The sequence below is a fragment of the Blautia sp. XA-2221 genome (genome assembly GCF_028767025.1).
Lineage (GTDB): Bacteria > Bacillota > Clostridia > Lachnospirales > Lachnospiraceae > Blautia_A.
In genome coordinates, this window is the sequence record NZ_JAJQXX010000001.1 from 198,657 (window position 1) to 225,442 (window position 26,786).

24 protein-coding genes and 1 pseudogene are annotated in these 26,786 nt (G+C 43.8%); 18 read left to right on the forward strand and 7 right to left on the reverse strand.

Going from position 1 to position 26,786, the window contains the following annotated elements; all coding sequences use genetic code 11:
* The first annotated feature begins 25 nt into the window (after nt 1-25).
* The 8 genes from glmM (at nt 26) to LU279_RS00980 (ending at nt 10,994) form a co-directional block, all read left to right on the forward strand.
* A complete protein-coding gene (gene glmM, locus LU279_RS00945) occupies nt 26-1,372 on the forward strand; it encodes a phosphoglucosamine mutase (RefSeq protein ID WP_274420128.1) in 1,347 nt (448 codons plus the stop codon).
* 11 nt (nt 1,373-1,383) lie between these two features.
* Nucleotides 1,384-2,514: a tetratricopeptide repeat protein gene (locus LU279_RS00950; protein ID WP_274420129.1), complete on the forward strand. Its 1,131-nt coding sequence runs from the start codon at nt 1,384-1,386 to the stop codon at nt 2,512-2,514.
* Nucleotide 2,515: 1 nt separating this feature from the next.
* Nucleotides 2,516-3,766: a GTPase HflX gene (gene hflX, locus LU279_RS00955; protein ID WP_274420131.1), complete on the forward strand. Its 1,251-nt coding sequence runs from the start codon at nt 2,516-2,518 to the stop codon at nt 3,764-3,766.
* Between the two features lie 258 nt (nt 3,767-4,024).
* Nucleotides 4,025-6,394 (forward strand): ribonucleoside triphosphate reductase, encoded by a 2,370-nt coding sequence (locus LU279_RS00960; RefSeq protein WP_274420456.1) that lies wholly within the window; start codon nt 4,025-4,027, stop codon nt 6,392-6,394.
* Nucleotides 6,394-7,065 carry a response regulator transcription factor gene (locus LU279_RS00965; protein ID WP_274420133.1) on the forward strand — a complete coding sequence of 224 codons (672 nt, stop codon included), beginning with the start codon at nt 6,394-6,396 and terminating at the stop codon, nt 7,063-7,065. The genes LU279_RS00960 and LU279_RS00965 overlap by 1 nt, the downstream gene beginning before the upstream one ends.
* Before the next feature lie 11 nt (nt 7,066-7,076).
* Nucleotides 7,077-8,060, forward strand: a complete 984-nt coding sequence (locus LU279_RS00970; RefSeq protein WP_274420134.1) for a sensor histidine kinase — start codon at nt 7,077-7,079, stop codon at nt 8,058-8,060.
* Nucleotides 8,061-8,236: 176 nt separating this feature from the next.
* Nucleotides 8,237-9,004 (forward strand): ABC transporter ATP-binding protein, encoded by a 768-nt coding sequence (locus LU279_RS00975; RefSeq protein WP_274420135.1) that lies wholly within the window; start codon nt 8,237-8,239, stop codon nt 9,002-9,004.
* A complete protein-coding gene (locus tag LU279_RS00980) occupies nt 8,997-10,994 on the forward strand; it encodes an FtsX-like permease family protein (protein WP_274420137.1) in 1,998 nt (665 codons plus the stop codon). The genes LU279_RS00975 and LU279_RS00980 overlap by 8 nt, the downstream gene beginning before the upstream one ends.
* 33 nt (nt 10,995-11,027) lie before the next feature.
* On the opposite strand, the gene LU279_RS00985 is transcribed toward LU279_RS00980, so the two are convergent.
* On the reverse strand, nt 11,028-11,222 hold the full coding sequence (locus tag LU279_RS00985; protein ID WP_274420138.1) for a hypothetical protein: 195 nt from the start codon (nt 11,220-11,222) through the stop codon (nt 11,028-11,030).
* 175 nt (nt 11,223-11,397) lie between these two features.
* Between LU279_RS00985 and LU279_RS00990 the strand changes: the two genes are divergently transcribed.
* The 5 genes and pseudogenes from LU279_RS00990 (at nt 11,398) to aroE (ending at nt 14,568) form a co-directional block, all read left to right on the forward strand.
* Nucleotides 11,398-12,129: an AzlC family ABC transporter permease gene (locus tag LU279_RS00990; RefSeq protein ID WP_274420139.1), complete on the forward strand. Its 732-nt coding sequence runs from the start codon at nt 11,398-11,400 to the stop codon at nt 12,127-12,129.
* Nucleotides 12,119-12,439, forward strand: a complete 321-nt coding sequence (locus tag LU279_RS00995; protein ID WP_274420141.1) for an AzlD domain-containing protein — start codon at nt 12,119-12,121, stop codon at nt 12,437-12,439. The genes LU279_RS00990 and LU279_RS00995 overlap by 11 nt, the downstream gene beginning before the upstream one ends.
* A gap of 39 nt (nt 12,440-12,478) precedes the next feature.
* A complete protein-coding gene (locus LU279_RS01000) occupies nt 12,479-12,937 on the forward strand; it encodes a hypothetical protein (RefSeq protein WP_274420142.1) in 459 nt (152 codons plus the stop codon).
* 228 nt (nt 12,938-13,165) lie between these two features.
* Nucleotides 13,166-13,708: pseudogene (locus tag LU279_RS01005) on the forward strand (shikimate kinase); the annotation flags it as partial.
* Nucleotides 13,693-14,568: a shikimate dehydrogenase gene (gene aroE / locus LU279_RS01010; RefSeq protein WP_274420143.1), complete on the forward strand. Its 876-nt coding sequence runs from the start codon at nt 13,693-13,695 to the stop codon at nt 14,566-14,568. The pseudogene LU279_RS01005 and the gene aroE, both read left to right, overlap by 16 nt.
* Nucleotides 14,569-14,741: 173 nt before the next feature.
* On the opposite strand, the gene dapF is transcribed toward aroE, so the two are convergent.
* Both dapF and hydF read right to left on the reverse strand, forming a co-directional pair.
* A complete protein-coding gene (gene dapF / locus LU279_RS01015) occupies nt 14,742-15,590 on the reverse strand; it encodes a diaminopimelate epimerase (RefSeq protein ID WP_274420145.1) in 849 nt (282 codons plus the stop codon).
* A 109-nt stretch (nt 15,591-15,699) separates the two neighbouring features.
* Nucleotides 15,700-16,992, reverse strand: coding sequence for a [FeFe] hydrogenase H-cluster maturation GTPase HydF (hydF, locus tag LU279_RS01020; RefSeq protein WP_274420146.1), 1,293 nt, complete (start codon nt 16,990-16,992; stop codon nt 15,700-15,702).
* A gap of 203 nt (nt 16,993-17,195) precedes the next feature.
* On the opposite strand from hydF, the gene LU279_RS01025 reads away from it, so the two are divergent.
* The 3 genes from LU279_RS01025 (at nt 17,196) to LU279_RS01035 (ending at nt 19,580) form a co-directional block, all read left to right on the forward strand.
* Complete coding sequence (locus LU279_RS01025; RefSeq protein WP_274420147.1) at nt 17,196-18,008, forward strand: transporter substrate-binding domain-containing protein; 813 nt, start codon at nt 17,196-17,198, stop codon at nt 18,006-18,008.
* 149 nt (nt 18,009-18,157) lie between these two features.
* A complete protein-coding gene (locus LU279_RS01030) occupies nt 18,158-18,847 on the forward strand; it encodes an amino acid ABC transporter permease (protein WP_274420149.1) in 690 nt (229 codons plus the stop codon).
* Between the two features lie 49 nt (nt 18,848-18,896).
* Nucleotides 18,897-19,580, forward strand: coding sequence for an amino acid ABC transporter ATP-binding protein (locus LU279_RS01035; protein ID WP_274420459.1), 684 nt, complete (start codon nt 18,897-18,899; stop codon nt 19,578-19,580).
* Between the two features lie 46 nt (nt 19,581-19,626).
* Here the strand turns inward: LU279_RS01035 and LU279_RS01040 are convergent, their stop codons facing one another.
* On the reverse strand, nt 19,627-20,076 hold the full coding sequence (locus LU279_RS01040) for a CBS domain-containing protein (protein ID WP_274420150.1): 450 nt from the start codon (nt 20,074-20,076) through the stop codon (nt 19,627-19,629).
* A gap of 167 nt (nt 20,077-20,243) precedes the next feature.
* Nucleotides 20,244-21,251, reverse strand: a complete 1,008-nt coding sequence (gene asnA, locus LU279_RS01045; protein WP_274420152.1) for an aspartate--ammonia ligase — start codon at nt 21,249-21,251, stop codon at nt 20,244-20,246.
* 227 nt (nt 21,252-21,478) lie between these two features.
* On the opposite strand from asnA, the gene LU279_RS01050 reads away from it, so the two are divergent.
* Nucleotides 21,479-22,306, forward strand: coding sequence for a hypothetical protein (locus tag LU279_RS01050; RefSeq protein ID WP_274420153.1), 828 nt, complete (start codon nt 21,479-21,481; stop codon nt 22,304-22,306).
* Between the two features lie 230 nt (nt 22,307-22,536).
* On the forward strand, nt 22,537-24,672 hold the full coding sequence (nrdD, locus tag LU279_RS01055; protein WP_274420154.1) for an anaerobic ribonucleoside-triphosphate reductase: 2,136 nt from the start codon (nt 22,537-22,539) through the stop codon (nt 24,670-24,672).
* A 114-nt stretch (nt 24,673-24,786) separates the two neighbouring features.
* Here the strand turns inward: nrdD and eutJ are convergent, their stop codons facing one another.
* Together eutJ and arcC are read right to left on the reverse strand one after the other, a co-directional pair.
* Complete coding sequence (gene eutJ, locus LU279_RS01060) at nt 24,787-25,632, reverse strand: ethanolamine utilization protein EutJ (protein WP_274420156.1); 846 nt, start codon at nt 25,630-25,632, stop codon at nt 24,787-24,789.
* Between the two features lie 70 nt (nt 25,633-25,702).
* Nucleotides 25,703-26,635 carry a carbamate kinase gene (arcC, locus tag LU279_RS01065; protein WP_274420157.1) on the reverse strand — a complete coding sequence of 311 codons (933 nt, stop codon included), beginning with the start codon at nt 26,633-26,635 and terminating at the stop codon, nt 25,703-25,705.
* Between the last annotated feature and the right edge of the window lie 151 nt (nt 26,636-26,786).

A 26,786-nucleotide genomic window follows, 5' to 3' on the forward strand; every position in this document is an offset into this window, starting at 1 on the left:
CAGTGGACTTCAAGGAGGAATTATTATGGGAAAATATTTTGGAACAGACGGTTTTCGTGGTGAGGCAAACGTGCAGCTTACTGTAGACCATGCTTTTAAAGTAGGCCGCTATGTGGGCTGGTATTATGGACGCGATCATAAGGCAAAGATCGTAATCGGAAAAGATACAAGAAGAAGCAGTTATATGTTTGAATACGCTCTGGTAGCAGGCTTGACAGCGTCCGGAGCAGACGCATATCTTCTCCATGTGACTACAACCCCCAGTGTTTCCTATGTGGTCCGTACAGAGGATTTTGACTGTGGTATCATGATTTCTGCAAGCCATAATCCTTTCTACGATAATGGGATCAAGCTCCTTAACGGAAACGGACAGAAGATCGAGGCTGAAGTAGAGGCAAGAATCGAAGCTTATCTGGACGGAAAGCTGGAAGAGCTGCCTCTGGCAACCGGTGAAGATATTGGAAGAACAGTAGATTTTGCTTCCGGAAGAAACCGTTATATCGGCTATCTGATCTCTATTCCATGCCGTGATTTTAAAAATATCCGTGTTGGTCTGGACTGCTCAAACGGAAGTTCATCTGCGATTGCAAAAAGTGTGTTTGACGCTCTTCGCGCAAAGACCTATGTGATCAACAATGATCCGGACGGAACAAACATCAATACCAACTGTGGTTCTACCCATATTGAGGTACTTCAGAGATTTGTTGTGGAAAAAGGTCTGGATGTGGGATTTGCCTATGACGGTGATGCAGACCGCTGTATTGCAGTAGACCACAGAGGAAACATTATCGACGGCGATAAGATCATGTATGTATGCGGCAAATATCTGAAAGATCAGGGAAGGCTGAACGGAAATACAGTAGTCACAACAGTTATGTCCAATATGGGACTCTATAAAGCTCTGGAGCGCGAAGGGATCAGCTATGAGCAGACCGCTGTAGGCGATAAATATGTTGCGGAAAATATGCTGGAAAACAATTACAGTATTGGAGGAGAGCAGTCCGGACATATTATATTCAGCAAATATTCAGCCACCGGAGACGGAATCCTTACTTCTCTGATGCTGATGGAGGCCTGCGTGGAGAAAAAGACCACACTCTGTGATCTTGCAAAAGAAATGAAGGTCTATCCGCAGATCCTGAGAAATGTACGCGTTGCGGACAAAGTGGCAGCAAGAGAAAATCCAAAGGTAAAAGAGGCTGTAGAAACAGCTGCCAGAGCTCTTGGAACAGACGGTCGTATTCTTGTGAGAGAAAGCGGAACAGAGCCTCTGATCCGTGTTATGGTAGAAGCGGGAACAGAAGATATCTGTGCAGAACATGTGGACAATGTAGTAAAGGTGATTGAAGCCGAAGGGCTTATTGTAGAATAAAAAGGGTATACATGAAAACAGGAAAAATCGGACGGATACTGGCAGTCTGTATAGGAGCTTCTCTCCTTGCCGGCTGCGGAAGTGAAAAACAGAATATTTATAGGCAGGCAGAAGAAAATCTGGAGCAGGGAAGTTATCAGGAAGCGCTGACCGGCTATGAAACTTCTGTTTCCAGCGGCTATAAGGCAGCAGAATCTTTAAGAGGCGCAGGAATCGCAAAACTGCGCCTGGGAGATTACCAGGGGGCTGTGGAGTGCTTTACCCAGGCGCTGTCACAGGATCGGGTAAAAAAATTCATAAGGCAGGATCTGCTTGCATACCGTGCAACTGCATTGCTGAAAGCAGGACTTACGGATGATGCCATGGCAGACTGTCAGACGCTGGCGTCTGATTATTCCATGAATGCAGATCTGTATTTTTTGACAGGCTGCGTGGCGCTTGCAATGGATGCCTATGACGAGGCGGATTCAAATTTTCAACAGGCATACGGAGAGAAACCTGATTATGATATGGCTCTTCAGATTTATGAGGCTTACCGGAGCAGAGGCATGGAAGCAGACGGGACACGATATCTGGAAGCAATTCTGAAGACGGAACCCGGAAACGCAGAGGACTACTGCGAGCGGGGGCGTATTTATTACTATATGCAGGATTATGAAAATGCCAGGAATGAACTGACAAAGGCTTCTGAAAAGGGAAGTGTGGAGGCTCTTTCACTGTTGGGAATGGTATGCCTTGCCCGGAATGATACGGCTGCTGCCAGATCCATGTATCAGGATTATCTGAATGCAGAAGAAAGCCGTAAGGCAGAGGGATATAACGGGCTGGCGCTGTGCGATATTGCAGACGGAGATTATCCCGGTGCTCTGGCAAATATCGCCAGTGGGCTTGAAGCTGCAGATACAGATGAGATGCAGGAGCTTTTATTTAATGAGATCGTTGCATACGAGAAACAGCTTGACTTCCATACAGCCTTTTCAAAGGTTCAGGAATATCTCAAAATGTATCCCGATGACCAGGAGGCAAAAAAGGAACTGGAATTCCTTCAGTCCAGGATTGCGCAGGAAAGTGTAGAGGAACCTGTTCAGGAAGAAAGCCAGGATACAGTTCCGGCAGAAGAACAGACATCCTGGGAGGGTTGATATGCAGTTGTATGATTTTAAGGAAATTCAGGAACGGGTGATCCTGGTAGGGGTGCAGACGGACATTGGAGATGATGTGGAGGCGTCCCTGGACGAGCTTCAGGAGCTGGCGGAAACTGCAGGAGCAGAAACTGCGGCAAAGGTGATCCAGAACAGAGAAGCGGTGCATCCGGGAACTTATATTGGAAGAGGCAAGATCCAGGAGGTGAAAAATCTCCTGACTGCGCTTGATGCAAACGGGATTATCTGTGATGATGAACTTTCTCCGTCACAGCTGAATAATCTGGAACGGGAACTGGAATGTAAGGTTATGGACAGGACGCTGCTGATTCTGGATATTTTTGCAGGGAGAGCAGTAACCAGCGAAGGTAAGATCCAGGTAGAGCTTGCTCAGCTCCGCTATCGGTCTGCACGTCTGGTAGGTCTTAGAGATTCATTGTCCAGACTGGGCGGCGGTATCGGAACAAGGGGACCTGGTGAGAAAAAGCTGGAAACAGACAGACGTCTGATCCGCACCAGGATTTCAGCGCTGAAATCAGAGCTGACACAGGTGGAAAAGCATCGTGAGCTGCTTCGCGGCAGCCGGTCAAAGGGCAGACTGAAGACTGCGGCCATTGTAGGCTACACCAATGCAGGAAAGTCTACGCTTCTGAATACTCTTACAGGGGCAGAAGTGCAGGCAGAGGACAAACTTTTTGCAACTCTGGATCCCACAACAAGAGTAATGGAACTTGACGACGGACAGCAGATCCTTCTGACAGATACCGTAGGGTTTATCAGAAAACTGCCCCATCATCTGGTAGAAGCCTTTAAAAGCACTTTGGAAGAAGCGAAATATGCAGATTATATCATCCATGTGGTAGATGCTTCCAATCCCAGAGCAGAAACACAGATGCAGGTAGTTTATGAAACGCTGAAAGAACTTGGGGTTTCCGGGAAAAAGATCATTACACTTCTGAATAAACAGGATCTTGTGCCGGATTCAGAACTGCGTGACCTGCGGGCGGACTATACGGTAAAATGCTCTGCCAGAACAGGCAGGGGACTGAATGAGTTAAGAGAGCTGTTATCCCGGCTTCTGGCAGAAAGTCAGATTTATATTGAGGAACTGTATTCTTATAAAGAGGCTAGAAAAATCCAGATGATCCGGGAATATGGTCAGCTTCTGTCCGAGGAATACAGAGAAGACGGTATATTTGTTCAGGCAAAAATTCCTGCAGAGTTTTTTGTGAATGTTATGCCCCGGGGATGACTGGAGCAGGGCGGATGCAATTCTCCTTGATTCAGACAAGGGGATCGTTTATATTTGTATAAAAAATAAATTTCCGGGTTTTGCAGAATCCTGGAAAGCCTGTAAATAAAGGAAAAAAGAACCATCATATAGCGTGCAAAACACATAAAAGCACAATATATGGTGGTTTTTGCGATTGACGGAAACGGCAACCTTTGCTACAATGTAATCTGTCAGCATAAAGTAAGTACCAGTGAAGCAAGGGAGGAAGAAGGACTTATGTTTCAGGTAGTAAAACGTGATGGGGAAATTGCTGAATTTCAGATGGCAAAAATTTCATCTGCTATCAGCAGAGCATTTGATGCAAAAGAAAAGAATTACAGTAATGATATGATCGATCTTCTGTCGCTGCGTGTGACAGCTGATTTTCAGAATAAAATCCAGGATGACAGGGTAACTGTGGAGGATATTCAGGACAGCGTGGAGAATGTTCTGATCCAGGCAGGCTACAGTGATGTGGCGAAGGCCTACATCCTTTACCGCAAGCAGAGAGAAAAGATCCGAAATATGAAGTCAACGATTCTGGACTATAAAGAAATTGTCAACAGTTATGTGAAGGTGGAAGACTGGCGTGTAAAAGAGAATTCTACAGTTACATATTCTGTAGGAGGTCTGATCCTCAGCAATTCCGGGGCAGTTACTGCCAATTACTGGCTGTCTGAAATCTATGACAATGAGATTGCAGACGCTCACAGAAATGCGGATATCCATATCCACGATCTTTCCATGCTTACAGGTTACTGTGCCGGATGGTCATTGAAACAGCTGATCCAGGAGGGACTTGGAGGTATTGAAGGTAAGATCACTTCCGCCCCGGCAAAGCATTTAAGCGTACTTTGTAATCAGATGGTGAATTTTCTGGGGATCATGCAGAACGAATGGGCAGGCGCTCAGGCGTTTTCCTCCTTCGACACCTATCTTGCGCCTTTTGTCAAAGCAGATCAGCTGTCTTACAGTGAGGTAAAAAAATGTATTGAATCCTTTATCTATGGTGTTAATACGCCGAGCCGTTGGGGAACCCAGGCTCCGTTTTCCAATATCACTCTTGACTGGACGGTTCCGGATGATCTGGCAGAGCTGCCTGCTATTGTTGGCGGAAAAGAAATGGATTTTAAATATAAGGACTGCAAAGAAGAAATGGACATGGTAAACCGCGCCTTTATTGAAACCATGATCGAGGGCGATGCCAATGGAAGAGGATTCCAGTATCCTATTCCCACCTATTCCATTACAAAGGATTTTGACTGGTCAGATACTCTGAATAATCGGCTCCTTTTTGAAATGACAGCAAAATACGGTACTCCGTATTTTTCCAATTATATTAACAGTGATATGAAGCCAAGCGATATCCGCAGTATGTGCTGCCGTCTTCGTCTGGATCTTCGTGAGCTGCGCAAAAAAAGCGGCGGCTTTTTCGGCTCAGGAGAAAGTACAGGCTCCGTAGGCGTAGTTACTATTAATATGCCAAGGATTGCCTATCAGTCCGCAAATCCGGAAGAGTTTTATCGCAGACTGGATCACATGATGGACATTGCCGCAAGATCTCTTCATATCAAACGTCAGGTGATTTCCAAGCTTTTGAATGAGGGCCTTTATCCTTATACCAAACGGTATCTGGGAAGCTTTGACAATCACTTTTCCACAATCGGCCTTGTGGGAATGAACGAGGCCGGACTTAATGCCAGATGGCTTGGCTGTGATATGACAGACCCACGTACACAGAAGTTCACAAAAGAAGTTCTGGAACATATGAGAAACCGTCTTTCTGATTATCAGGAGCAATATCAGGGCGAGCTGTTTAACCTGGAAGCAACACCGGCAGAGTCTACTGCATACCGTCTTGCAAAGCATGACAGAAATCGCTGGCCCGATATTAAAACTGCGGGAAAAGAAGGAGATACTCCATATTATACAAACAGTTCCCACCTTCCGGTTGAATTCAGTTCAGATATTTTTGACGCCCTTGATATTCAGGACGAACTTCAGACCCTTTATACATCGGGAACCGTATTTCATGGATTTCTGGGAGAAAAACTTCCTGACTGGAAAGCAGCCGCTTCCCTTGTGCGGAAAATTGCAGAAAATTACAAGCTGCCTTATTATACAATTTCACCTACTTACTCTGTATGCAGTGAGCACGGATATCTTAGCGGCGAGCATTTTACCTGCCCGAAATGCGGCAAAAAGGCGGAGGTATACAGTCGTATTACCGGCTATTACCGTCCGGTTCAGAACTGGAATGACGGAAAAGCCCAGGAATACAAAAACAGAACCCTCTATGACGTTGTGCATTCTTCCCTGAAAAAGGTCCATACAAGCGTAGTAACAATGACAGAGGAGGATGTAAGGGTGCAACCTGTGGAAACTCATAAATATCTGTTTACCACAAGCACCTGCCCTAACTGTCGCATGGCGAAAAAAATGCTGGAGGGCGAGGAACTGGAGATCATTGACGCAGAAAAAAATCCTGACATGGCCCGTCAGTTTGGGGTTATGCAGGCGCCTACGCTGGTGATCACAGACGGCGAGCATCTGAAAAAATATGTAAATGCGTCCAACATACAGAAGTATGTGGATGAGGAGTGCTGATGTACAGAATATTTCTTGCAGAGGATGATGAGGTGCTCTGCTCTCTGATAAAAAAACATCTGGAATCCTGGGGGTACCAGGTAACAGCAGCAGAGGATTTTGCGGACATTATGGGGGAGTTTGTGCGTTCAGAACCGCAGCTTGTACTTCTGGATCTGAAGCTTCCGTATTTTAACGGATTTCACTGGTGTGAGGAGATCCGCAGGGTATCTCAGGTTCCGATTATTTTTCTTTCTTCTGCAGCAGACGACATGAACATGGTTATGGCAATGAGCAGGGGAGCAGACGATTTTGTTGCAAAGCCCTTTAATCTGGAGGTTCTGTCCGCAAAGGTCCAGGCGATACTGAGAAGAACATATTCCTTTGGAAGCAGTGGGAATCTTCTGGAACACAGAGGTGCTGTCCTGAATCTGGGAAGCGGAAATCTCAGCTATCAAGGACAGTCTGTTGAGCTTACCAGAAATGAACTGCGGATACTGAATCTTCTTTTTTCTCAGGCGGGAAATGTGGTTTCAAGAGAAGCCATTATGCAGATGCTTTGGGAAAATGATGATTTTGTAGATGACAATACTCTGACAGTAAATATCAATCGTCTAAGACGCAAGCTGGAGGGAATTGGCCTGAAAAATATGATTCTTACAAGAAAAGGACTGGGCTACATGGCGCAGTAACGGGAGAGGAAATGACAGGATATTTAAAAAAAATATGGAAAACAGCAATCCTGTTCCTGATGTCTGGCGCAATTATGGCAATGGTATTATGGCTGTATAACTGTCCCGTTGAACCGATTCTTTATGGAAGTCTGCTGTGTATGGTTTTGCTTGCAGGAGCATTTGTGTATGGATATTTCAGATTCCGGGACAGAGAGCTGATGTTGACGCAGATTACAAAAAGTATTCCTTTGGAACTGGAAAAACTGCCTTTGGCTGAAGACAAAAACGAGGCAGCGCTTCAGCAGATGATTCATGAGCTGAACCGTATGCGGATGGAAGCGGAAGAAGCACGGAGGACTTCTTACAGAGAGATGGCAGATTATTATACCATGTGGGTACATCAGATCAAAACGCCTATTGCTGCTCTCAGACTGATTCTTGCAGAACATCCACAGGAAAATAAAGCAGCCCTTGCGGAAATTTTCAGAGTAGAGGAATATGTGGAAATGGTTTTGGGGTATTTGAGATCTGAGGATATGTCTTCGGATATGAAATTTTCGGAGTGCGATCTGGATAAGATCATTCGAGAACAGATTCACAAATATGCGTCTGTTTTTATCGGAAAAAAGCTGCGCCTTGATTATCAGGGGATTCAGGAAAAAGTTCTGACAGATTCTAAATGGCTGGGATTTGTGATCGGGCAGTGTATTTCCAATGCTTTAAAATATACAAAAACAGGGGAAATCAGGATTTATCTTTCGGAATCCCGTCCTCACACGCTGGTTATTGAGGATACGGGAACAGGAATCACTCCGGAAGATCTTCCAAGGATTTTTGAAAAGGGCTTTACCGGATATAATGGAAGAATAGAAACCAGATCTACAGGAATCGGTTTGTACCTTTCCAGAAAGATCATGAAAAGGCTGGATCACGGTATTTCCGTGGAATCAGAACCGGGGAAGGGAACAAGAGTTTATCTGAGCCTTGGCCGATCGAGGGCGGAGCTGTTTTAAGCATCATATTTATCAACCTTACAAAAATGTCACATACAAAGAGAAACTGTAAGCCAAAGTTATGGCACACGGTTTCTCTTTTCTGTATACTGAGGTTACAAAATAAAACTGCACGCAGAACACAAAATACAGAGGTGTAAGTAAGTGGTGCGAGTATGATTGGAGGAAACAGAACCATGGCTTTACTGGAAGTAACAAATGTAAAGAAAATATACAGTACACGATTTGGAGGAAATCAGGTTCAGGCCCTTGCAAATGTGACTTTTTCTGTAGAAAGTGGAGAATTTGTGGCGATCATGGGAGAATCCGGGTCTGGAAAAACGACTCTTCTGAATATCCTGGCATCTCTGGATCGGCCTACAGAGGGAGAGGTGCTCCTTGACGGAAAAAGTATTGTCCATTTAACGGAAAAAGAAATTTCTGCTTTCCGCCGCAATAATCTGGGATTTGTATTTCAGGATTTTAACCTTCTGGATACATTCAGTCTCAGAGATAATATTTATCTTCCACTGGTGCTGGCAGGAGAGGATTACCGTGAAATGGAGCAGAAGATCCGACCTGTTGCAAAGGCTCTTCGCATTACAGATATTCTGGAGAAATATCCCTATGAGGTTTCCGGCGGACAGAAGCAGAGAGCAGCAGTTGCAAGGGCTTTGATCACAGATCCAAGGATCATTCTGGCAGACGAACCAACAGGAGCCTTGGATTCCAGAGCCGCCGCCTCTCTTTTATCCATGTTTGGTGAGATCAATGAGGCAGGTCAGACGATCCTTATGGTGACGCACAGCGCTCAGGCGGCAAGCCATGCCTCCAGAGTTCTTTTTATTAAGGACGGGGAAGTGTTCCATCAGATTTACAGAGGCACAAAATCCTGCCAGGAAATGTACCAGATGATCTCTGATACACTGACAATTCTGATGACAGGCGGTGAGACTTATGCGTAGAGGAATGTTTCTGAAACTTGCTCTTACGAATATTAAGAAGAACAGGGAAACCTATATTCCGTATATATTTTCCTGTGTGGGCTGTATTATAGTTCTTTATATTATGATGTTTATTGTCACCAGTCCGGACATTGTAAATATGAGGGGCGGCAGAGATGTTTCGTTTATTGTCAGCATGGGCGTATTTGTCCTCGGCGTTTTTTCGGTGATCTTTCTTCTGTTTTGCAACAGTTTTCTGATGAAGAGAAGGCAGAAGGAGTTTGGGCTTTATAATGTGCTTGGTATGGAAAAAAGACATATCAGCCATCTGATGTTTGTGGAAACAGTTATCACAGGTTTTATCAGTCTGACCGGAGGGCTGGCAGCAGGAATCCTGGGAAGTAAACTGGCGCTTTTGCTTCTTCTGAAGATTCTTCATATTCCTGCAAAATTTGGTTTTTATATTTCCCGGGAAGGAATTAAAGTCTGTTCGGTATCCTATGGAGTGATTCTTGTACTGACACTTTTTAATAATCTGAAACGGGTACATTTCAGCCGTCCGGTAGAATTGCTGTCCGGCGGAAATGCAGGAGAGCGGGAACCAAAAAGCAAGCTTCTTATGGCAGTTCTGGGATTTATCTGCCTGGGCATCGGTTATTATCTGGCGGTTACCACAGAATCGGTTATGGATGCGTTTGGTGTTTTTTTTATAGCAGTTCTTCTGGTTATGGCAGGAACTTATCTGGTATTTACCGCAGGCAGTATTGTGATCCTGAAGCTGCTGCGCAGGCGCAAAAAGTTTTATTATAAGATCCAGAATTTTACCAGTGTATCAGGGATGCTTTATCGGATGAAGCAGAATGCAGTGGGGCTTGCAAGCATCTGTATTTTGAGTACAGGAGTTCTTCTGATGCTTTCTACTACGGTATGTCTGAATATGGGAATTGAGGATATGGCGCGTTTTCAGTTTCCATATGATGTGAATATAGACTTTTATGTACATTCTTTAGAGGAAGCATATACAGCACAGGAGTTTATAAGAACCGAACTGGAAAAAAAGGATATGCCGGTAGAGAGTGTGGAATCTCAGATTTATCTTTCGCTGGTAGGATTTCTGGACGGAAACAGATTAAGCCTGAATACAGGTGTCGGAGAGATACGTCAGCAGACGGTTGTAGAGCTTGTGGTTATTCCTGTGGATTTTTATGAAAAGACCACAGGGGAAAAATTGGAACCGGGAGAGATGTTTGCTTATGGGATACAGGATGACAGAATTATTATAGAAGGAAAAGAATTTTGTATATCAGAAACATTGAAAAAATGTCCCAGAATTTCCGGACTGTTCGGCGTGGATTATGTAAAGTCCATTTATCTGGTGGCTGATGAAAAAAACTTTGAAAAAATCAATCAGTTACAAAATGAAGTGCAGGACAGTGGATATTCTATTTCGTCCAAAATTGGAGTTCAGCTACAGGGGGATGATGCGACAGCTATTGCATGCAGACAGGAAATTGATGACAGTATTCAGGAGTTTGTAAAGCAGGGACATTTTTCTCAGAAAGAAAATCTTGTTACCATTCATTCTTATGCAGAAGAAAAAGAAAATTTTTATGGTCTGAATGGAGGCCTGTTGTTTGTGGGAATTCTTCTGGGTGGAGTATTCCTTATGGGGACAGCGATGATCATTTACTACAAGCAGATTTCTGAAGGCTATGAGGATAAAGCTCGTTTTGAGATTATGAGAAAAGTAGGGATGAGCCGCAGAGAAGTAAAATCTTCCATTCACAGACAGATTCTTATGGTATTTTTTCTTCCATTGATTACAGCCTGTGTTCATATTGGCATGGCTTTTCCTTTGATGAAACGGCTGCTGCTTCTGCTCAGTATGCAAAATACCAGACTGTTTCTGATATGTACTGCAGCAACAGTGCTTGTATTTGCAGCAGTGTATGCTGTGATTTATGCAGTGACAGCAAGAGCCTATTACAGGATTCTGGAAAAAGCAGAATAGACGCAGCCATAAAAAACGAGCAGATGTGAGAATTCATATCTGCTCGTTTTCGTGAGCCTCCCGGTAAATGGTGCAGGCTGCATGATGACGGCAGGTTTTGTGAGCGCAGTTCATCATATCCAGCTTTCTGCCGTTTTCGGTGGGGATATATTCGCAGGTGACTGTCTGCATACTGTTGCAGGTGCGGCAAAAACCTGAGAGATTGATTTCGATGATTTCAGATTCCATGGAAAACCTCCTTAATGTGTATACCTGTAATAAGTATAAATGAAATTACATCTACGAGTATACACGCTTCTGCCGGGTACTGCAATGGAAAAGAAAGGTGACAGGAGGAAGGTTTTTTATTTACAATTTCGCTGACGAAATGTATAATCATACATAAATGAGGAGTGGAGATGTAATGGAACAGAATGTAAATAAACAACAGTTCATGCAGGGACTCCGGGATGGGGTCCCTGTTTCTTTGGGATATTTTGCAGTATCCTTTACTTTTGGTATGATGGCAGTTGCAGGAGGAATGTCTGTATGGCAGGCGACGATTCTTTCCCTGACTAATATCACCTCGGCAGGTCAGTTTGCAGGTCTGGAGATTATTATTGCCTGTGGTTCTCTGTGGGAAATGGCTCTTACTCAGCTTGTGATCAATCTGAGATACAGCCTGATGTCTTTTTCTCTTTCTCAGAAATTGCAGAAAAATATATCCACAGGGCACAGGTTTCTTGTGGCATTTGGCATGACAGATGAAATTTTTGGCCTCAGCGCAAGCCGCAGAGGAAGGCTGAATCCTTGGTATCACTATGGAGCGATGAGCGTGGCTGTGCCGGGCTGGACTCTTGGAACTTTGGTGGGAGCTATGGCTGGAAATATCATGCCGGGATTTCTGTCAAGTGCTCTGAGTGTGGCAATTTATGGAATGTTTCTGGCTTTGATCATTCCGCCGGCAAAAAAACACAGGTCTGTGCGGGCGGTAGTTGCAGGAGCCATGGCTCTCAGCGCTGTTTTTGCAGTGGTTCCGGTGCTGAACCGGATTTCATCCGGATTTGTGATTATTTTTACAACACTGATCGTAGCAGGAGCCGCAGCTTATTTCTGTCCGGTAGGGGACGGAGAGGAGGAAATTCATGAATCATAGTATTTATGTTTACATACTGGTTATGGCGGGAGTTACTTATCTTATCCGTATGCTTCCTCTGGTGCTTTTTAAAAAAGAGATCACAAGCCCGTTTGTGAAGTCCTTTTTGTTTTATGTACCTTATGCATGCCTGGCGGCAATGACTTTTCCGGCAATTCTCACTGCGCCGTCTTCCGGAATGATCGCTGGGGCAGCAGGACTTGGAGCTGCCCTGATAGCCGCATATCGGGAAAAAAGTCTTCTTATGGTAGCGCTTTATGCCTGCGCGGCAGTGTTTGTGGCAGAGCGGATTCTTGAGGTCATAGTGTGATCGGCGACAGATAAAAAATGTCTTTAAGGAGGAGTTTATATGAGTGCTTTATATATGGATGTGTTTGCACCTGTTATTTGTATAATTATTGTAACTGTCATGTGGTTTTTGCATAAAAAGAAAAAAACAAAATTTATTAAAAGGAAACCCGTATCAGAACAGGAAAAAAGAACATATGAGAAATGGGAAAAAAGAATTGAAATTACAGCAGTTGTGGGACTGATCATCGCATGGATACTTGTGGTAATACCGCATATTTTAGATGTGCCTTATCTTGTTACCGGAGATTTAAAAATAGCTATGGGAACTGTGACAGGTGGTGATACGGCATCAGAGGAAAGTGAGCACGACCGTTCTATTCGTATAGAAGATGAGATGTCAGGACACGAAATCTCTGTTGATTTTTATGGAGCCGGAATACATAAAGATGAATTTGTAATTGTTCATTATCTTCCCCACACGAAAATAGGGTATGTTGTGGCAAAAGGACAAGAATAACGTTCAGGGAAATCCGGCGTGATAGTAGATGAAATTTTTATAAATGCAGGATGCTGTCGATTCATGATGAATTTTACACTTTGTATTGTTAAAGCACTGAACAGGTGTTATACTTTAGGAAATCGGTATAGGAGTTTTTTATGAGAAATTACAGGATACCGGAAAAATAAGGAACGGAAGGTAAAAGAAATGAAAGAAGATTTGTTAAGGGAAACGCAGCAGGCTCACAGGAAGCCGTTTTCCTGCAATATTGTTCTGATAGGCTTTATGGGAGCAGGGAAAAGTACGGTTTCGGAATATCTCAGCAGTAAATATGATATGGATACCGTGGAGATGGATCAGATCATTGCGGAAAGAGAAAAAATGAGTATTTCTGATATTTTTTCCGTTCATGGAGAAGAGTATTTCCGGGATCTGGAAACAAATCTGCTTATTGAAATGCAGACAAAGACAAATACAGTGATCTCTTGTGGAGGCGGCGTTCCCATGAGAGAGAGAAACGTAAAAGAAATGAAAAAAAACGGATGCGTAGTTCTTCTTACTGCCACACCGGAAACGATTCTGGAACGGGTAAAAGATAACCATGACCGCCCGCTTCTGGAGGGAAATAAAACAGTTTCTTATATTTCTGAGCTGATGGAAAAACGACGTGCAAAATACGAGGCTGCGGCTGATGTGATCATTAAGACAGACGGAAAAAATACTCGGGAGATCTGTGAAGAGCTGATACAGAAAATGGAAGGAGGATCGAGGATATGGAGCAGAGAATAAAAGGAACAACAGGACTGATGATGCTGATCGGGAGCCCGGTAGGCCATTCCGGCTCTCCGGATATGTATAATTTCAGTTTTCGATATCACAAACAGGATTATGCATATATGGCTTTTGATATTAAGGAAGATCAGGTAGGCGCAGCGCTGGATGCCATGCGGCTTTTTAAGATGAGAGGAGCCAATGTTACCATGCCCTGTAAAAATGAAGCAGCAAGACTGGTGGACGAACTTTCGCCGGCAGCACGGATTATTGGAGCAGTAAATACCATTGTAAATGAAAACGGGAAGCTTGTAGGGCATATTACAGATGGAACCGGTTTTGTGCAGAACATGAAGGAGCATGGCGTAGAGGTAAAAGGAAAAAAAATGGTGGTTCTTGGCGCAGGCGGAGCAGCTACAGCGATCCAGGTACAGTGCGCTCTTGACGGAGCAACATCAATCTCTGTTTTTAATCCGGACGATCCGTTTCTTGAAAGAGCCCGACAGACAGCGGAAAAGCTGAAAAAAGAGGCTCCGGAATGTAAGGTCCAGGTATTTTGCCTGGATGATGAAAACAGACTGAGAGAAGAGATCGCACAGGCGGATATTCTTGTAAATGGCACTCTGGCAGGTATGAAACCACATGAAGATACTACACTGATCACCGATAAGAACATGTTCCGTCCGGAGCTGGTTGTGGCTGATGTGGTATATAATCCTGAGGAAACAAGACTTCTTCGTGAGGCAAAAGAAGCAGGATGCCAAACCATTGGCGGCAGAGGGATGCTTTTGTGGCAGGGTGCGGCAGCCTATAAACTGTATACAGGCCTGGATATGCCGGTAGAAGAATATCGTAAATTCCAGGAACAGAAGGACTGATCACACATGAAATTTATGAGACGGACAGCAGTTGATGAAATGGATATTGCTTCCTGAATTGGAAGTAAAACAAAATCTCTGCATTAAAAAACAAGACGGACAACTTACTGAGAGGATTTTACCGTATTCTCTCAGTGAGTTGTCCGTCTTGTTGTTGGCAGATTCTGTATTTTCTATATAGTGGAAAGATCAATCTCGCCTTCAAACACTGTAGTTGCCGGACCTGTCATGTAAACAAGATTTTCCTGGCGGTTCCAGAGGATCTGAAGATCTCCGCCCAGAAGCTTTACAGTAATAGGAACATCCTCGTCAACCAGACCGTTTAAGGTGGAGGCGACAGCTACTGCGCAGGCGCCTGTTCCGCAGGCAAGTGTTTCGCCGGAACCTCTTTCCCACACGCGCATCTGGAGAGTGCGTCTGTCAATGACCTTAACAAATTCTGTGTTGATCCTGTCCGGAAAATTGATGTGGTTTTCAAACATAGGTCCCACTTTTTCAATATCCAGACTGTCCACATCATCCATGTAAGTGACTGCGTGAGGATTACCCATGGAAACTGTGGTGATGTTCCAGATGGTTCCATTTACGTCAAGGGGCTGGTTGATCACCTGCTCTTTGTCGGACACAACAGGGATCATTTTTGCAGTAAGAATGGGAGAACCCATATTAACTTTTACAGAGGATACTTTTCCGTTTTTTATATCAAGATCAAGGTATTTGATACCGCTTTTTGTATTGACAGTAATATTTTTTTTATGGACAATTCCGTGATCGTAGGCGAATTTTGCCACACAGCGGATGCCGTTTCCGCACATGGCCCCCTGTGAGCCGTCCAGATTATACATATCCATTTCGCAGTCTGCCACATCGGAAGGCTTTACCAGGATCAGACCGTCAGAACCGATACCAAAATGTCTGTCGCTGACAAATCTTGCAACCGCCGAAGGATCGGCAATGGTTTCTTCAAAGCAGTTTACATATACATAATCATTTCCAATGCCCTGCATTTTTGTGAATTTCATAGAATTCCTCCTCGTTATATATTATTTATACTCATTCCCGGATAACGGTATCAAGTATAGAGAAAAAATGTTATGGTTCTGTGAAATCAGAATAAAAATTCCAGAAATTTTATATCAGTTTATAAATATCTGGAAAGGGTTCAAGGCTTCTTTTCAGGATTCCTGTAACCCGGGCGATCAGAATACCGTAATTTGTAACAGGTACGTTCTGATCCTGGCAACAGGCGATCCGGTATTTCATTTCTCTTTCATTTAGCATACATCCCCCACAGTGCACGACCAGTTTGTAGTCTGTTACATCATCAGGAAATTCGGTTCCGGAAGTAAAAACAAATTCAGGCTCTTTTTTTGTATAGCTCTGGATCCAGTTGGGGATTTTTACGGTTCCGATATCATCACACTGACGATGGTGGGTACATCCTTCTGCGATCAGGATCTTATCGTTGTCCTGAATGTTATCAAGGGCGGCTGCGCCCTGTACCATTGTGGCAAGATCTCCTTTATATCTGGCAAACAGAATGGAAAAGGAGGTGAGTGGGATTGTATCCGGAGTCTCCTTTGATACCTTTGAGAAAACCTGGCTGTCGGTGATCACAAGCCTTGGAGTGATCCCGTGCTTCCTGAAATTTTCCAAAGTGGATTTCAGCTCCGTATCTCTGACTACAAGAGAGAGGGCGCCTTTTTCCAGGACTGAGCGGATGGTCTGCTGCTGCGGAAGGATCAGGCGGCCTTTAGGCGCTGCCTTATCAATGGGAACCACAAGGAGAACCAGATCTTCCGGAGAGATCAGATCTGCAATCAGTGGATATTTATGCGTTTCTTCAGGTTTCAGGGAGGCAAGCATTTCTTTCAGTTCATGAATGCCTTTGCCGGTTTTTGCGCTTACACATATTTCGTTTGTATTCCCGGATTCACTGGAAACCGGAGAAGCGTTTTTGGCAGAAACGACAAAAGCGTCAGAATTGTTTTTGTTGGAAGAAGCAGTGGAAGAAGCTTCTGTTTCAGAAATAAGGTCTGTCTTATTATAGACCAGGATCCAGGGAATATTTTTTTCCTGAAAACGAAGGATCAGTTCTTCCTCCCATTGGGTTTTTCCTGTAATAATGTCCACTACCAGAACAGCAATATCTGTTTTATTTAAAATCTGAAAGCTTTTTCTGACACGGAGAGCGCCAAGTTCCCCTTCATCATCAATACCCGGAGTATCGATCACCATTACAGGACCAAGGGGAAGCAGCTCCATGGTTTTATAAACAGGATCAGTGGTAGTGCCTTTTATATCTGAAACAATAGCAAGTTCCTGACCGGTTACTGCATTTATGACGCTGGATTTTCCTGCGTTTCGTTTTCCGAAAAAACTGATATGTATCCGTTCGGAAGCGGGAGCCTGATTCATGCCCATAGATATCCTCCTTATAAAGATATATTTATGCGTATAAAAATGTTTTTTGTGCATATGAATGTATTTTTATTATAGAAAATTATTTATTATTATGCAAGTAAACTATTGCATTTTATAAAAAATATGGTAGAATAAAAAACATGATTTGAAAAGTTTTATGCAAAGAAGATGTATAAATATACCAGTTTAAGGAGGAAACGAAAATGAAAAACATGAAAAAATTTGCAGCACTTGCACTTTGTGCAACAATGACAGTTTCTATGATGGGCGCAGTAACAGTATCTGCAAAGAGCAGCGGTATTGAGAGCATTGATGATCTTGCAGGAAAAAAGATCGGCGTGCAGCTGGGAACTACCGGTGATATTTTTGCAACAGATGAGTACGAAGGTGATGATGCAGGAACAACCATCGAGCGTTTTAACAAAGCAAATGATACAGTAATGGCGCTGAAACAGGGCAAAATCGACTGTATTCTGATCGATAGCCTTCCGGCAGAAGAGTTCATAAAGAATAACGACGATCTGGAAATTCTGGAAGAGGATTTTGCAACAGAGGAATATGCTATTGCTGTAAAAAAAGGTAATGAGGAACTGACTGAAAAAATTAATGGTGCGCTGAAAGAACTGAAAGAAGAAGGCGTTCTGGATCAGATCAATGAGAATTATATCGGATCCGACGATGTAAAAGGTACCTGCCCATATGAATCTCCGAAAGATGCAGATCATTCCAACGGAACTCTGACAATGGCTACAAATGCTACTTTCCCTCCATATGAATATTACGAAGGCGATAAGGTTGTAGGTATTGATGTGGATATGGCTCAGGCTGTATGTGACAAACTTGGATATGAGCTGAAAGTAGAAGATATGGAGTTTAATGCCATTATGAATGCAGTGGATTCCGGTAAGGCTGATATTGGCGTAGCCGGTATGACTGTAACAGAAGATCGTAAGAAGAGCGCAGACTTTACTGATACTTATACAACTGCAAAGCAGGTTATTATTGTTCGTAAATAATGGAACAGCCTCTGTATCTGCCATATGTATGACAGATCACAGAAACACAGAAGTTCCGGGCACCTGGTATCGACATCATCGACATGGGAACCCGGAATTTCTTATGAGCAGCTGAAGATATCTGATAAACAAAGAAAGTGGTGAAGGTTTTGGCGGAATTTATTGATAAGTTTCAATTGAATTTCATAGAAGACAAGCGTTATGAATTTATTTTTAATGGTTTAAAAACCACCCTGATCATTACTGCATTTGCAGTGCTGATCGGTATTGTACTTGGTTTTATTATTGCAATGATCCGTGCTACCCATGACAGAACCGGAAAAATGAAGATCCTCAACGCCATCTGTAAGGTATATCTTACTGTGATCAGGGGAACACCTGCAATGGTACAGCTTTTGATCATGTATTATGTTGTATTTGCAGTCCATGATCCGGGAAAAATGATCACAGCGATCATAGCATTTGGTCTGAATTCTGCGGCCTACGTTGCGGAAATTGTCCGTTCCGGTATCATGTCCATTGACCAGGGACAGTTTGAAGCAGGAAGAAGTCTTGGTTTTAATTACCATCAGACAATGTTATTGATCATTCTTCCTCAGGCCTTTAAGAATGTACTGCCTGCGTTGGCAAACGAGTTTATTGTTCTTATGAAAGAAACCTCTATTAGTGGTTATATCGGTATTACCGACCTGACCCGTGGCGGTGATATTATCCGAAGCCAGACATATGAAGCACTTCTGCCTCTTCTGGCAGTTGCAGCAATCTATCTGATTCTTGTTATGTTCCTGTCTTATCTGGTAGGAAAACTGGAAAGGAGGCTGAGAAGCAGTGAACGCTAAAGGTGAAGTATTAATTGATGTAAAAGAGCTGAAAAAATCTTTTGACGGAATGCAGGTTCTGAACGGGATTTCCACACAGATCTGCAAAGGAGAGGTAGTTGCTATTATCGGACCTTCCGGTTGTGGAAAATCTACGTTCCTTCGTTCCCTGAATCTTCTGGAGATGCCAACAGGCGGACAGATTCTTTTTGAAGGTACTGATATTACAGATAAATCTGTAAATGTGGATAAAATGCGCCAGAAGATCGGTATGGTGTTCCAGCAGTTTAATCTGTTTCCACACCTGACTATCAAAAAGAACATTATGCTGGCTCCGGAAAAGCTTGGACTGATGACTAAAGAGGAAGCTTCCAAACGTGCAGACGAACTTCTGGAGCGTGTAGGCCTTCCGGATAAGGCTGATGCTTATCCAAGTCAGCTGTCAGGCGGTCAGAAACAGAGAATTGCCATTGCAAGAGCGCTGGCAATGAACCCGGATGTTATGCTGTTTGACGAGCCGACTTCCGCGCTTGACCCTGAAATGGTAGGGGAAGTTCTGGAGATCATGAAAGAACTTGCAGAAACCGGAATGACCATGGTCGTGGTTACTCATGAGATGGGATTTGCCAGAGAGGTGGCAACCCGTGTTATGTTTATTGATGAGGGAAAGATCCAGGAGGAGAATACACCTCAGGAGTTCTTTGCTCATCCGGAAAATCAGAGACTGAAAGATTTCCTGTCAAAGGTATTATAAAAAATGTTATGAAAGTGAAAGCCTCCGGCAAATGCCGGAGGCTGTTTTAATTACTTTTTTCTGGGGAATTGTCAGGCTGGCGGTCAGCATAGGCTGCTTTCAGTTCCTTATAACAATATTTGATGATTTCCTTACGGGTGATGATTCCGATAAAAAAGCCCTGATCGTCAATAACCGGAACGTAATTCTGGTTAATAGCCCGGTCCAGAAGATCTTCCATATCTGCATTGGCGTGAACCGGTTTGTAGGTGGCTCTTCTGGGAACAGCCATAATGGAAATATCCTCCATTTCCTTTACATCCATAGTGTTAAGCCGCTTCAGACCCCACAGAAGATCTCCTTCGGAAATGGTCCCTATGTAACGCCCGTCCATACTGAGAAGAGGGATACAGGAAAACTTCCGGTGTTCCATTTTCTCCACAGTCTGGCGCAATGTCTCGTTTTCAAATATATAAGCTACTTCACTTTTGGGTGTCAGAAAAAATAAAATATTCACGTTGTGTACCTCTGTCTTTCATTTCAGTGTGAGGACAGTTTATAAAAACTGTCACTCTTTTGTTGCCAATTCTACTGATATGATAGTATGAAGGTACTCTGCTGTCAATAAATGAAATATTAAATTTTGGTGAAAACTACTATGAAAGAATCAGGCAGATATATTTTTTACAGCAGATTTACTCCGTTTTCCCTTGCCTCTGCAAGAACTTCCTCAGGCCAGAGAGAAGCGTGTACCTCGCCGATGTGAGCTTTTCTCAGGAAAAACATACAGATACGGGACTGTCCGATTCCGCCGCCAATGGAGTAAGGAAGTTCTTTGTTAAGAACCGCTTTCTGGAAAGGCAGATCCCGGCGGTCATTGCAGCCGGCCTCTGTAAGCTGGATATCCAGAGCCTCCTCGTCTACGCGGATACCCATGGAGGAAAGCTCAAGGGCAATATCGAGGACCGGATAGTAAACAAGGATATCTCCGTTCAGTTCCCAGTCGTCATAGTCCGGAGCACGTCCGTCATGGCGCTGGCCGTCAGTAAGAGTTTTTCCTACCTGCATGAGAAATACAGCGCCTTTTTCCTTTACAATCTTATATTCACGTTCCTTGGGAGTACAGTCAGGGTACATATCCACAAGCTCCTGAGTGGATACAAAGGCGATTTCTTTAGGAAGGATCTCTTCAATGTAATCATACTGTACTGCCATGTATTTTTCTGTTTTGCGCAGAACACTGTAAATGGAGCGTACAGTATTAATAAGAGTTTCCATAGTACGCTCTTCCTTGGAAATGACTTTTTCCCAGTCCCACTGATCCACATAAACGGAATGGATATTGTCCACATCTTCGTCTCTGCGGATGGCGATCATATCAGTGTAAAGCCCTTCTCCGTGAGAAAAACCGTATTTTTTAAGAGCATAGCGTTTCCATTTTGCAAGAGAGTGAACGATTTCCGCATTTTCATTCATGCCTTTGATATCGAAACTGACCGGGCGTTCCACACCGTTCAGATTATCATTCAGTCCGGAAGACGGAGATACAAATACCGGAGCAGATACGCGCAGGAGATTCAGCTTCTGAGCAAGTGTCTGCTGAAAAAAATCTTTGACGGTTTTGATTGCCACCTGGGTATCGTGAAGATTCAGATCAGAGTGATATCCGGTGGGAATTTTAAATTGTTCCATAATAATTCCTCCTCGTTCGAGCCGTGCTCTTTTAATAAGCCATATTATAGCAGGAAAACAGGTGTATTGCAATTTTTACTTGCTTTCGTAAGTACCCTTATGGAAGGTGATTTTTTACCTTGCGGGATCGGAGAAACTTCGGTACAATGAATTCAGAAATTTTGCAGGATGAATGGAAAAAGAATAGAAAGAAAACTGTTACAGAGGCAGAGAAGAGGAGGCGGGATATGCGGTGTCAGCTGTGCGACGGCCCTGTTGTGGGAGGCAGATGCAAAAACTGTGGAATGCCATACAAAAATGACGAAATACTGTATCATGTAAACGAAAACAGAAGAACTCATGACAGGTATACATCGGAAAAGGCCGGAGAGGAACCTGGGAAAAAGACGGATGTGTCAGAACCGGTAAAAAAGGCGCAGCAGTCTCAGCCACAGAACAGGACGGTCAGAAGCAATACCGGGAACCAGCCTGTTGACAGAACTAAGAAGCAGAAAAAAACTGCGAAGGTAACAACCGCTTCTGTTTCTGAAAAAAAGAATACACTGTCTTCAGAACCCAAAAAGAAGAAAAAACATCAGGGTATTTTCCTGGTTCTTTCGTTTCTGATTGTATTTTTGCCGGTAATCCAGGGACTGTGGGACACATGGCGGAGTAATATGATCCGAAATGATATTATGGAGCGTTATGTATATGAACCGGATACAGACGAAGAGTCTCTTCCTGTTAAAACCGAACTGGCAGGAGAAAGTACAAGAGAAGTTTCAGATGATCCATTTCTTATTTTGTCCACAAATGACGAAAGTGGATTTATGGAATATGCATTAAGCGCAGGTCATGGACAGGCATTTGCAGGAAAAGAAATCGAGCTGGGAAGCTATCGTGTGTATACAAACAAAGAAGAGGTAAAACTGGTACAGGAAGGCGTAGGAGGAAAAGAAATTTATCTTCTGAAAACAGGGAAAGAAGTGGAGATTACTCTGAAGGAGGGGGACCTTCTTTATCTGGACGAGTACGAAGATTCCTATGACAGCGTTTATCTGAGAAAAACAGTGTAGAGGCTGTCTTTACCGGGGCGACAGGTGGTATTTGTCAGGATTGCCCGGAATATAGCCAATAACAGTCAGAAAGAAAAGGGGGAATAAAAAAATAAAATACCCCCTTTTCTTTTACATTATATTGTGCTATACTCTCTCTTGCAACACCAGATATGGGGAATGGATTCGTCGGGGAGGGTACTGGTAACAAGGGTGCGATTTCCTGCGAACCTAAATAGGAGAAAAATGGTATGATTTATGTAATTAAGAAAGACGGGACAAAAGAAGAATTTAATCCGCAGAAGATTGTGGCAGCAGTAAATAAGTCAGCAGCCAGAATTCTTTATACATTCTCTCAGGAGGAAAAAGATTTTATCTGCCGTTTTGCGCAGGAGCATGCGGATTCACTGGGAAAAAATGAGATTCAGATCCAGGAAATGCACAATATTGTAGAAGGCGCTCTGGAAAGAGTAAATCCGGCTGTGGCAAAAAGCTACCGTGATTACCGCAATTACAAGCTGGATTTTATTCACATGATGGATGATGTATATACAAAGAGTCAGGCGATCCGTTATATCGGAGATAAAAGTAATGCGAATACGGACAGCGCTCTTGTTGCAACAAAGAGAAGTCTGATCTTTAACGAATTGAATAAGGAACTTTATCGTAAATTTTTTATGAACCGCAACGAGCTTCAGGCATGTAAGGACGGTTACATTTATATTCATGATCAGTCTGCCAGACTGGATACCATGAACTGCTGTCTTTTTGATGTGGCATCTGTGCTGAGTGGCGGATTTGAGATGGGAAATGTATGGTACAATGAACCGAAAACACTGGATACGGCTTTTGACGTTATGGGAGATATTGTTCTCAGTACAGCTGCCCAGCAGTATGGTGGATTTACTGTGCCGGAAGTAGATAAGATCCTGGCTCCTTATGCAAAGAAGAGCTATGATAAATACGTTCAGGAATTTCTGCAGTACTCAGACAAAAGCTGGACAGGAAGAGAAGAAAAAGCCATTGAGTATGCGCTGGATAAAGTGCGCAGAGATTTTGACCAGGGATGGCAGGGCATTGAATATAAGCTGAATACAGTAGGATCATCCAGAGGAGATTATCCTTTTGTTACAGTGACTCTGGGACTTGGAACAGGTCAGTTTGAAAAAATGTGCAATATTTCTCTTCTGGAAGTTCACAAGGGCGGACAGGGTAAAGAAGGACATAAAAAGCCGGTTCTTTTCCCGAAAATCGTATTTCTTTATGATGAAAATATTCATGGACCGGGACAGTGCTGTGAAGATGTATTTGAAGCAGGTGTGGACTGTTCTGCAAAAACAATGTATCCGGACTGGCTTTCCATGTCAGGAAAAGGCTATATTTCCAGTATGTATAAGCAGTACGGAAAGGTCATCAGCCCAATGGGATGCCGTGCATTTTTAAGTCCCTGGTATGAAAGAGGCGGTATGTATCCGGCGGATGAAAAGGATGTTCCGGTATTTGTAGGCCGTTTCAATGTAGGAGCTGTAAGCCTTCATCTGCCTATGATCCTGGCAAAAGCCAGAGCAGAGAGCAGAGATTTTTACGAGGTTCTTGATTTTTACCTGGAAATGATCCGAAATCTTCATATCCGTACTTATGAGTATCTGGGCCAGATGCGCGCTTCCACCAACCCTCTGGCTTACTGTGAAGGCGGATTCTACGGAGGACATCTGAAACCTCACGAAAAGATCGGCAAGATCTTAAAGCCTATGACAGCGTCCTTTGGAATTACTGCATTGAATGAGCTTCAGGAGCTTTATAATGGCAAATCCATCCGTGAGGACGGACAGTTTGCTCTGGAAGTTCTGAAATATATTAATAACAAAGTAAATCAGTTTAAAGAAGAGGACGGATATCTGTATGCCATTTATGGAACTCCCGCAGAAAGTCTTTGTGGACTTCAGGTAGAGCAGTTCCGTAAAATGTACGGCATTATTGAGGGTGTTTCTGACAGACCATATGTAAGCAACAGCTTCCACTGCCATGTAACAGAGGATGTAACCCCTATTGAGAAGCAGGATCTGGAAGGTCGTTTCTGGGAGCTGTGCAACGGCGGAAAAATCCAGTATGTGCGCTATCCTATCGGTTATAATAAAGAAGCGATCCGCACACTGATCCGCAGAGCTATGGAGCTTGGATACTATGAAGGCGTTAATCTTTCTCTGGCTTACTGTGACGACTGTGGTCACGAAGAACTGGAAATGGACGTGTGTCCGGTATGCGGTTCCAAAAACCTTACAAAAATCGACCGTATGAACGGTTATCTTTCCTACAGCCGTGTGCATGGAGATACACGACTGAACGAGGCAAAAATGGCGGAGATCGCGGAAAGAAAATCCATGTAAATAAATTTTAAATAAAAATCCCTTTCAGGCAGTAATTACTTCCTGGAAGGGATTTTGTCATTTATCTTTATTTATCTTTATGCTTATGAAAGGATTTTACGGAATTGAAAGCTATTATTTCGCTTCTTTTTTGGGCGAAAGCTCCGGAAGCTGACAACAGTATGCAATTCCCAGAGGCGTGACAAGAAGCGGATGTAAAGGCCGGTAAACTGGCAGATGCAGCCGCTTTTCAAATACAGAAGTAAATTCGGTGAACATAGAGGAGCCGCCCACTACATACACAGCCGGAACCTGGTAGCCTTTCAGGAATTTTTCTGTGATAACAGCCATTTTTTCTACAGTAGCCTTGATGACAGGGAAGATCTCAGCCTCTTTATCCGGCTGAGTTTTCATAACTTCAGCTTCTTCATAAGGGATGCGGTAATGGCCTGCTACAGTCATTGTCATATGACTGCCGCCGGTTGCCTCATCATCTGTGTAAATAACTTTTCCGTCTTTTAAGATACTGATTCCTGTTGTACCGCCGCCTACGTCTACGACTGCGCCGTCTGTGATTTTAAGTACAGCGGAAGCGGCAGTAGGCTCGTCCACAATATTTGTTACCTCAAAGCCTGCGCCTTCCAGCACATATCCAATGCTTTTGATGCTTCCCTCGGATACGCCCGGAGGGATTGCAGCTGCTGCATAGAGAAGTTCGGTTCCAAGGCGTTCCTCCAGAGTTTCTTTCAGCTTTGTCACAAGCTGTACAGATTCAAAATAATTAAGGATCACTCCATCCTGGATTGCATGGGAGGGAGCGGAAATTCCGGCAATGGGGCGGTTGGAAGTGTCAACCACAGCCAGAACGGTGTTTGCGGTTCCAAGGTCCACGCCAACCTTTAATCTTCCTTTGAACTTTTTACATTCCCCTGTTTTTACAAGTTCTGCGAAATTTGACAGTGTTCTGTTTTTCAGATCCATTTGGGTACTCCGTTTCTGTTTTTAATAAAGGCAGAACTCCAACAGGTGTTCTGCCTTGCGCTCATATGCATTATTTAATGATTGTTCCTGTTTTTTCCTTATAGCCATCCTCGGCATGAGCCATGTCTGTAATGATGGCGCGTCTGTTTGTACCTTTTTCGATAAAGGAAATGCCTGCTTCGATTTTGGGAAGCATGGAGCCTTTTGCAAACTGATCTGCCTCCATATACTTACGGGCATCTTCGGCAGAAATTTCGCCCAGAAGTTCTTCGTGATCGGTACCTCTGTTCAAACTTACCTTTTCTACGCTGGTAAGAATAAGAAGAGTGTCTGCATTTAATTCTTCAGCGAGAAGTCCGCTGGCAAAATCTTTTTCAATGATCGCGCTGGCGCCATGAAGGTCAACGCCCTGTTCCAGAACAGGAATACCGCCGCCTCCGGCAGCAATTACGATCTGTCCTGCCTCGGCAAGAGTGCGGATCGTTTCCAGCTCGATAATTTTCTGGGGCTTGGGTGCGGCAAGGATTCTGCGGTACTGACCGTCAGCGGTTTCTGTGACAAAGTTTCCTTTTTCTTCCTCGGCTTCTGCTTCCTGAGCGTTCAGAACGCGGCCGATGATTTTTTCCGGCTCTGCAAAAGCATCGTCATAAGGATCGATCACAACCTGGGTCAGTACAGTGGCAACCGGTTTATAAATACCTCGGGAAAGCAATTCTGCGCGGATCGCATTCTGCAGGTCATATCCGATATAGCCCTGACTCATGGCAGAGCAGACGGACATAGGGGCAAAGGTGTAATCCGGATGCGCTTTTCCGAATTCGTTCATTGCAGTGTGTATCATGCCTACCTGGGGGCCATTGCTGTGGGAGATCACAACATTTGCGCCATCCTCTACCAGGTCTGCGATGGCTTTTGCAGTTGCTCTGGTAGCGGTTTTCTGCTCAGGCAGAGTGGTTCCCAGCGCTTTGTGTCCCAGTGCAACTACTACAGTTTTTTCGCTCATAGGGATACCTCATTTCTTTTTCATTAATATGTTTTATTATAAAAGAACACGACCTGAAATGCAAGAGAGGATTGTAAAAGGAAAAGCCGCCTGCATTTGCAGACGGCTGGTTTCCTTAACTTTTTGAGGGGGGAGATAGAGAGTGGTTATT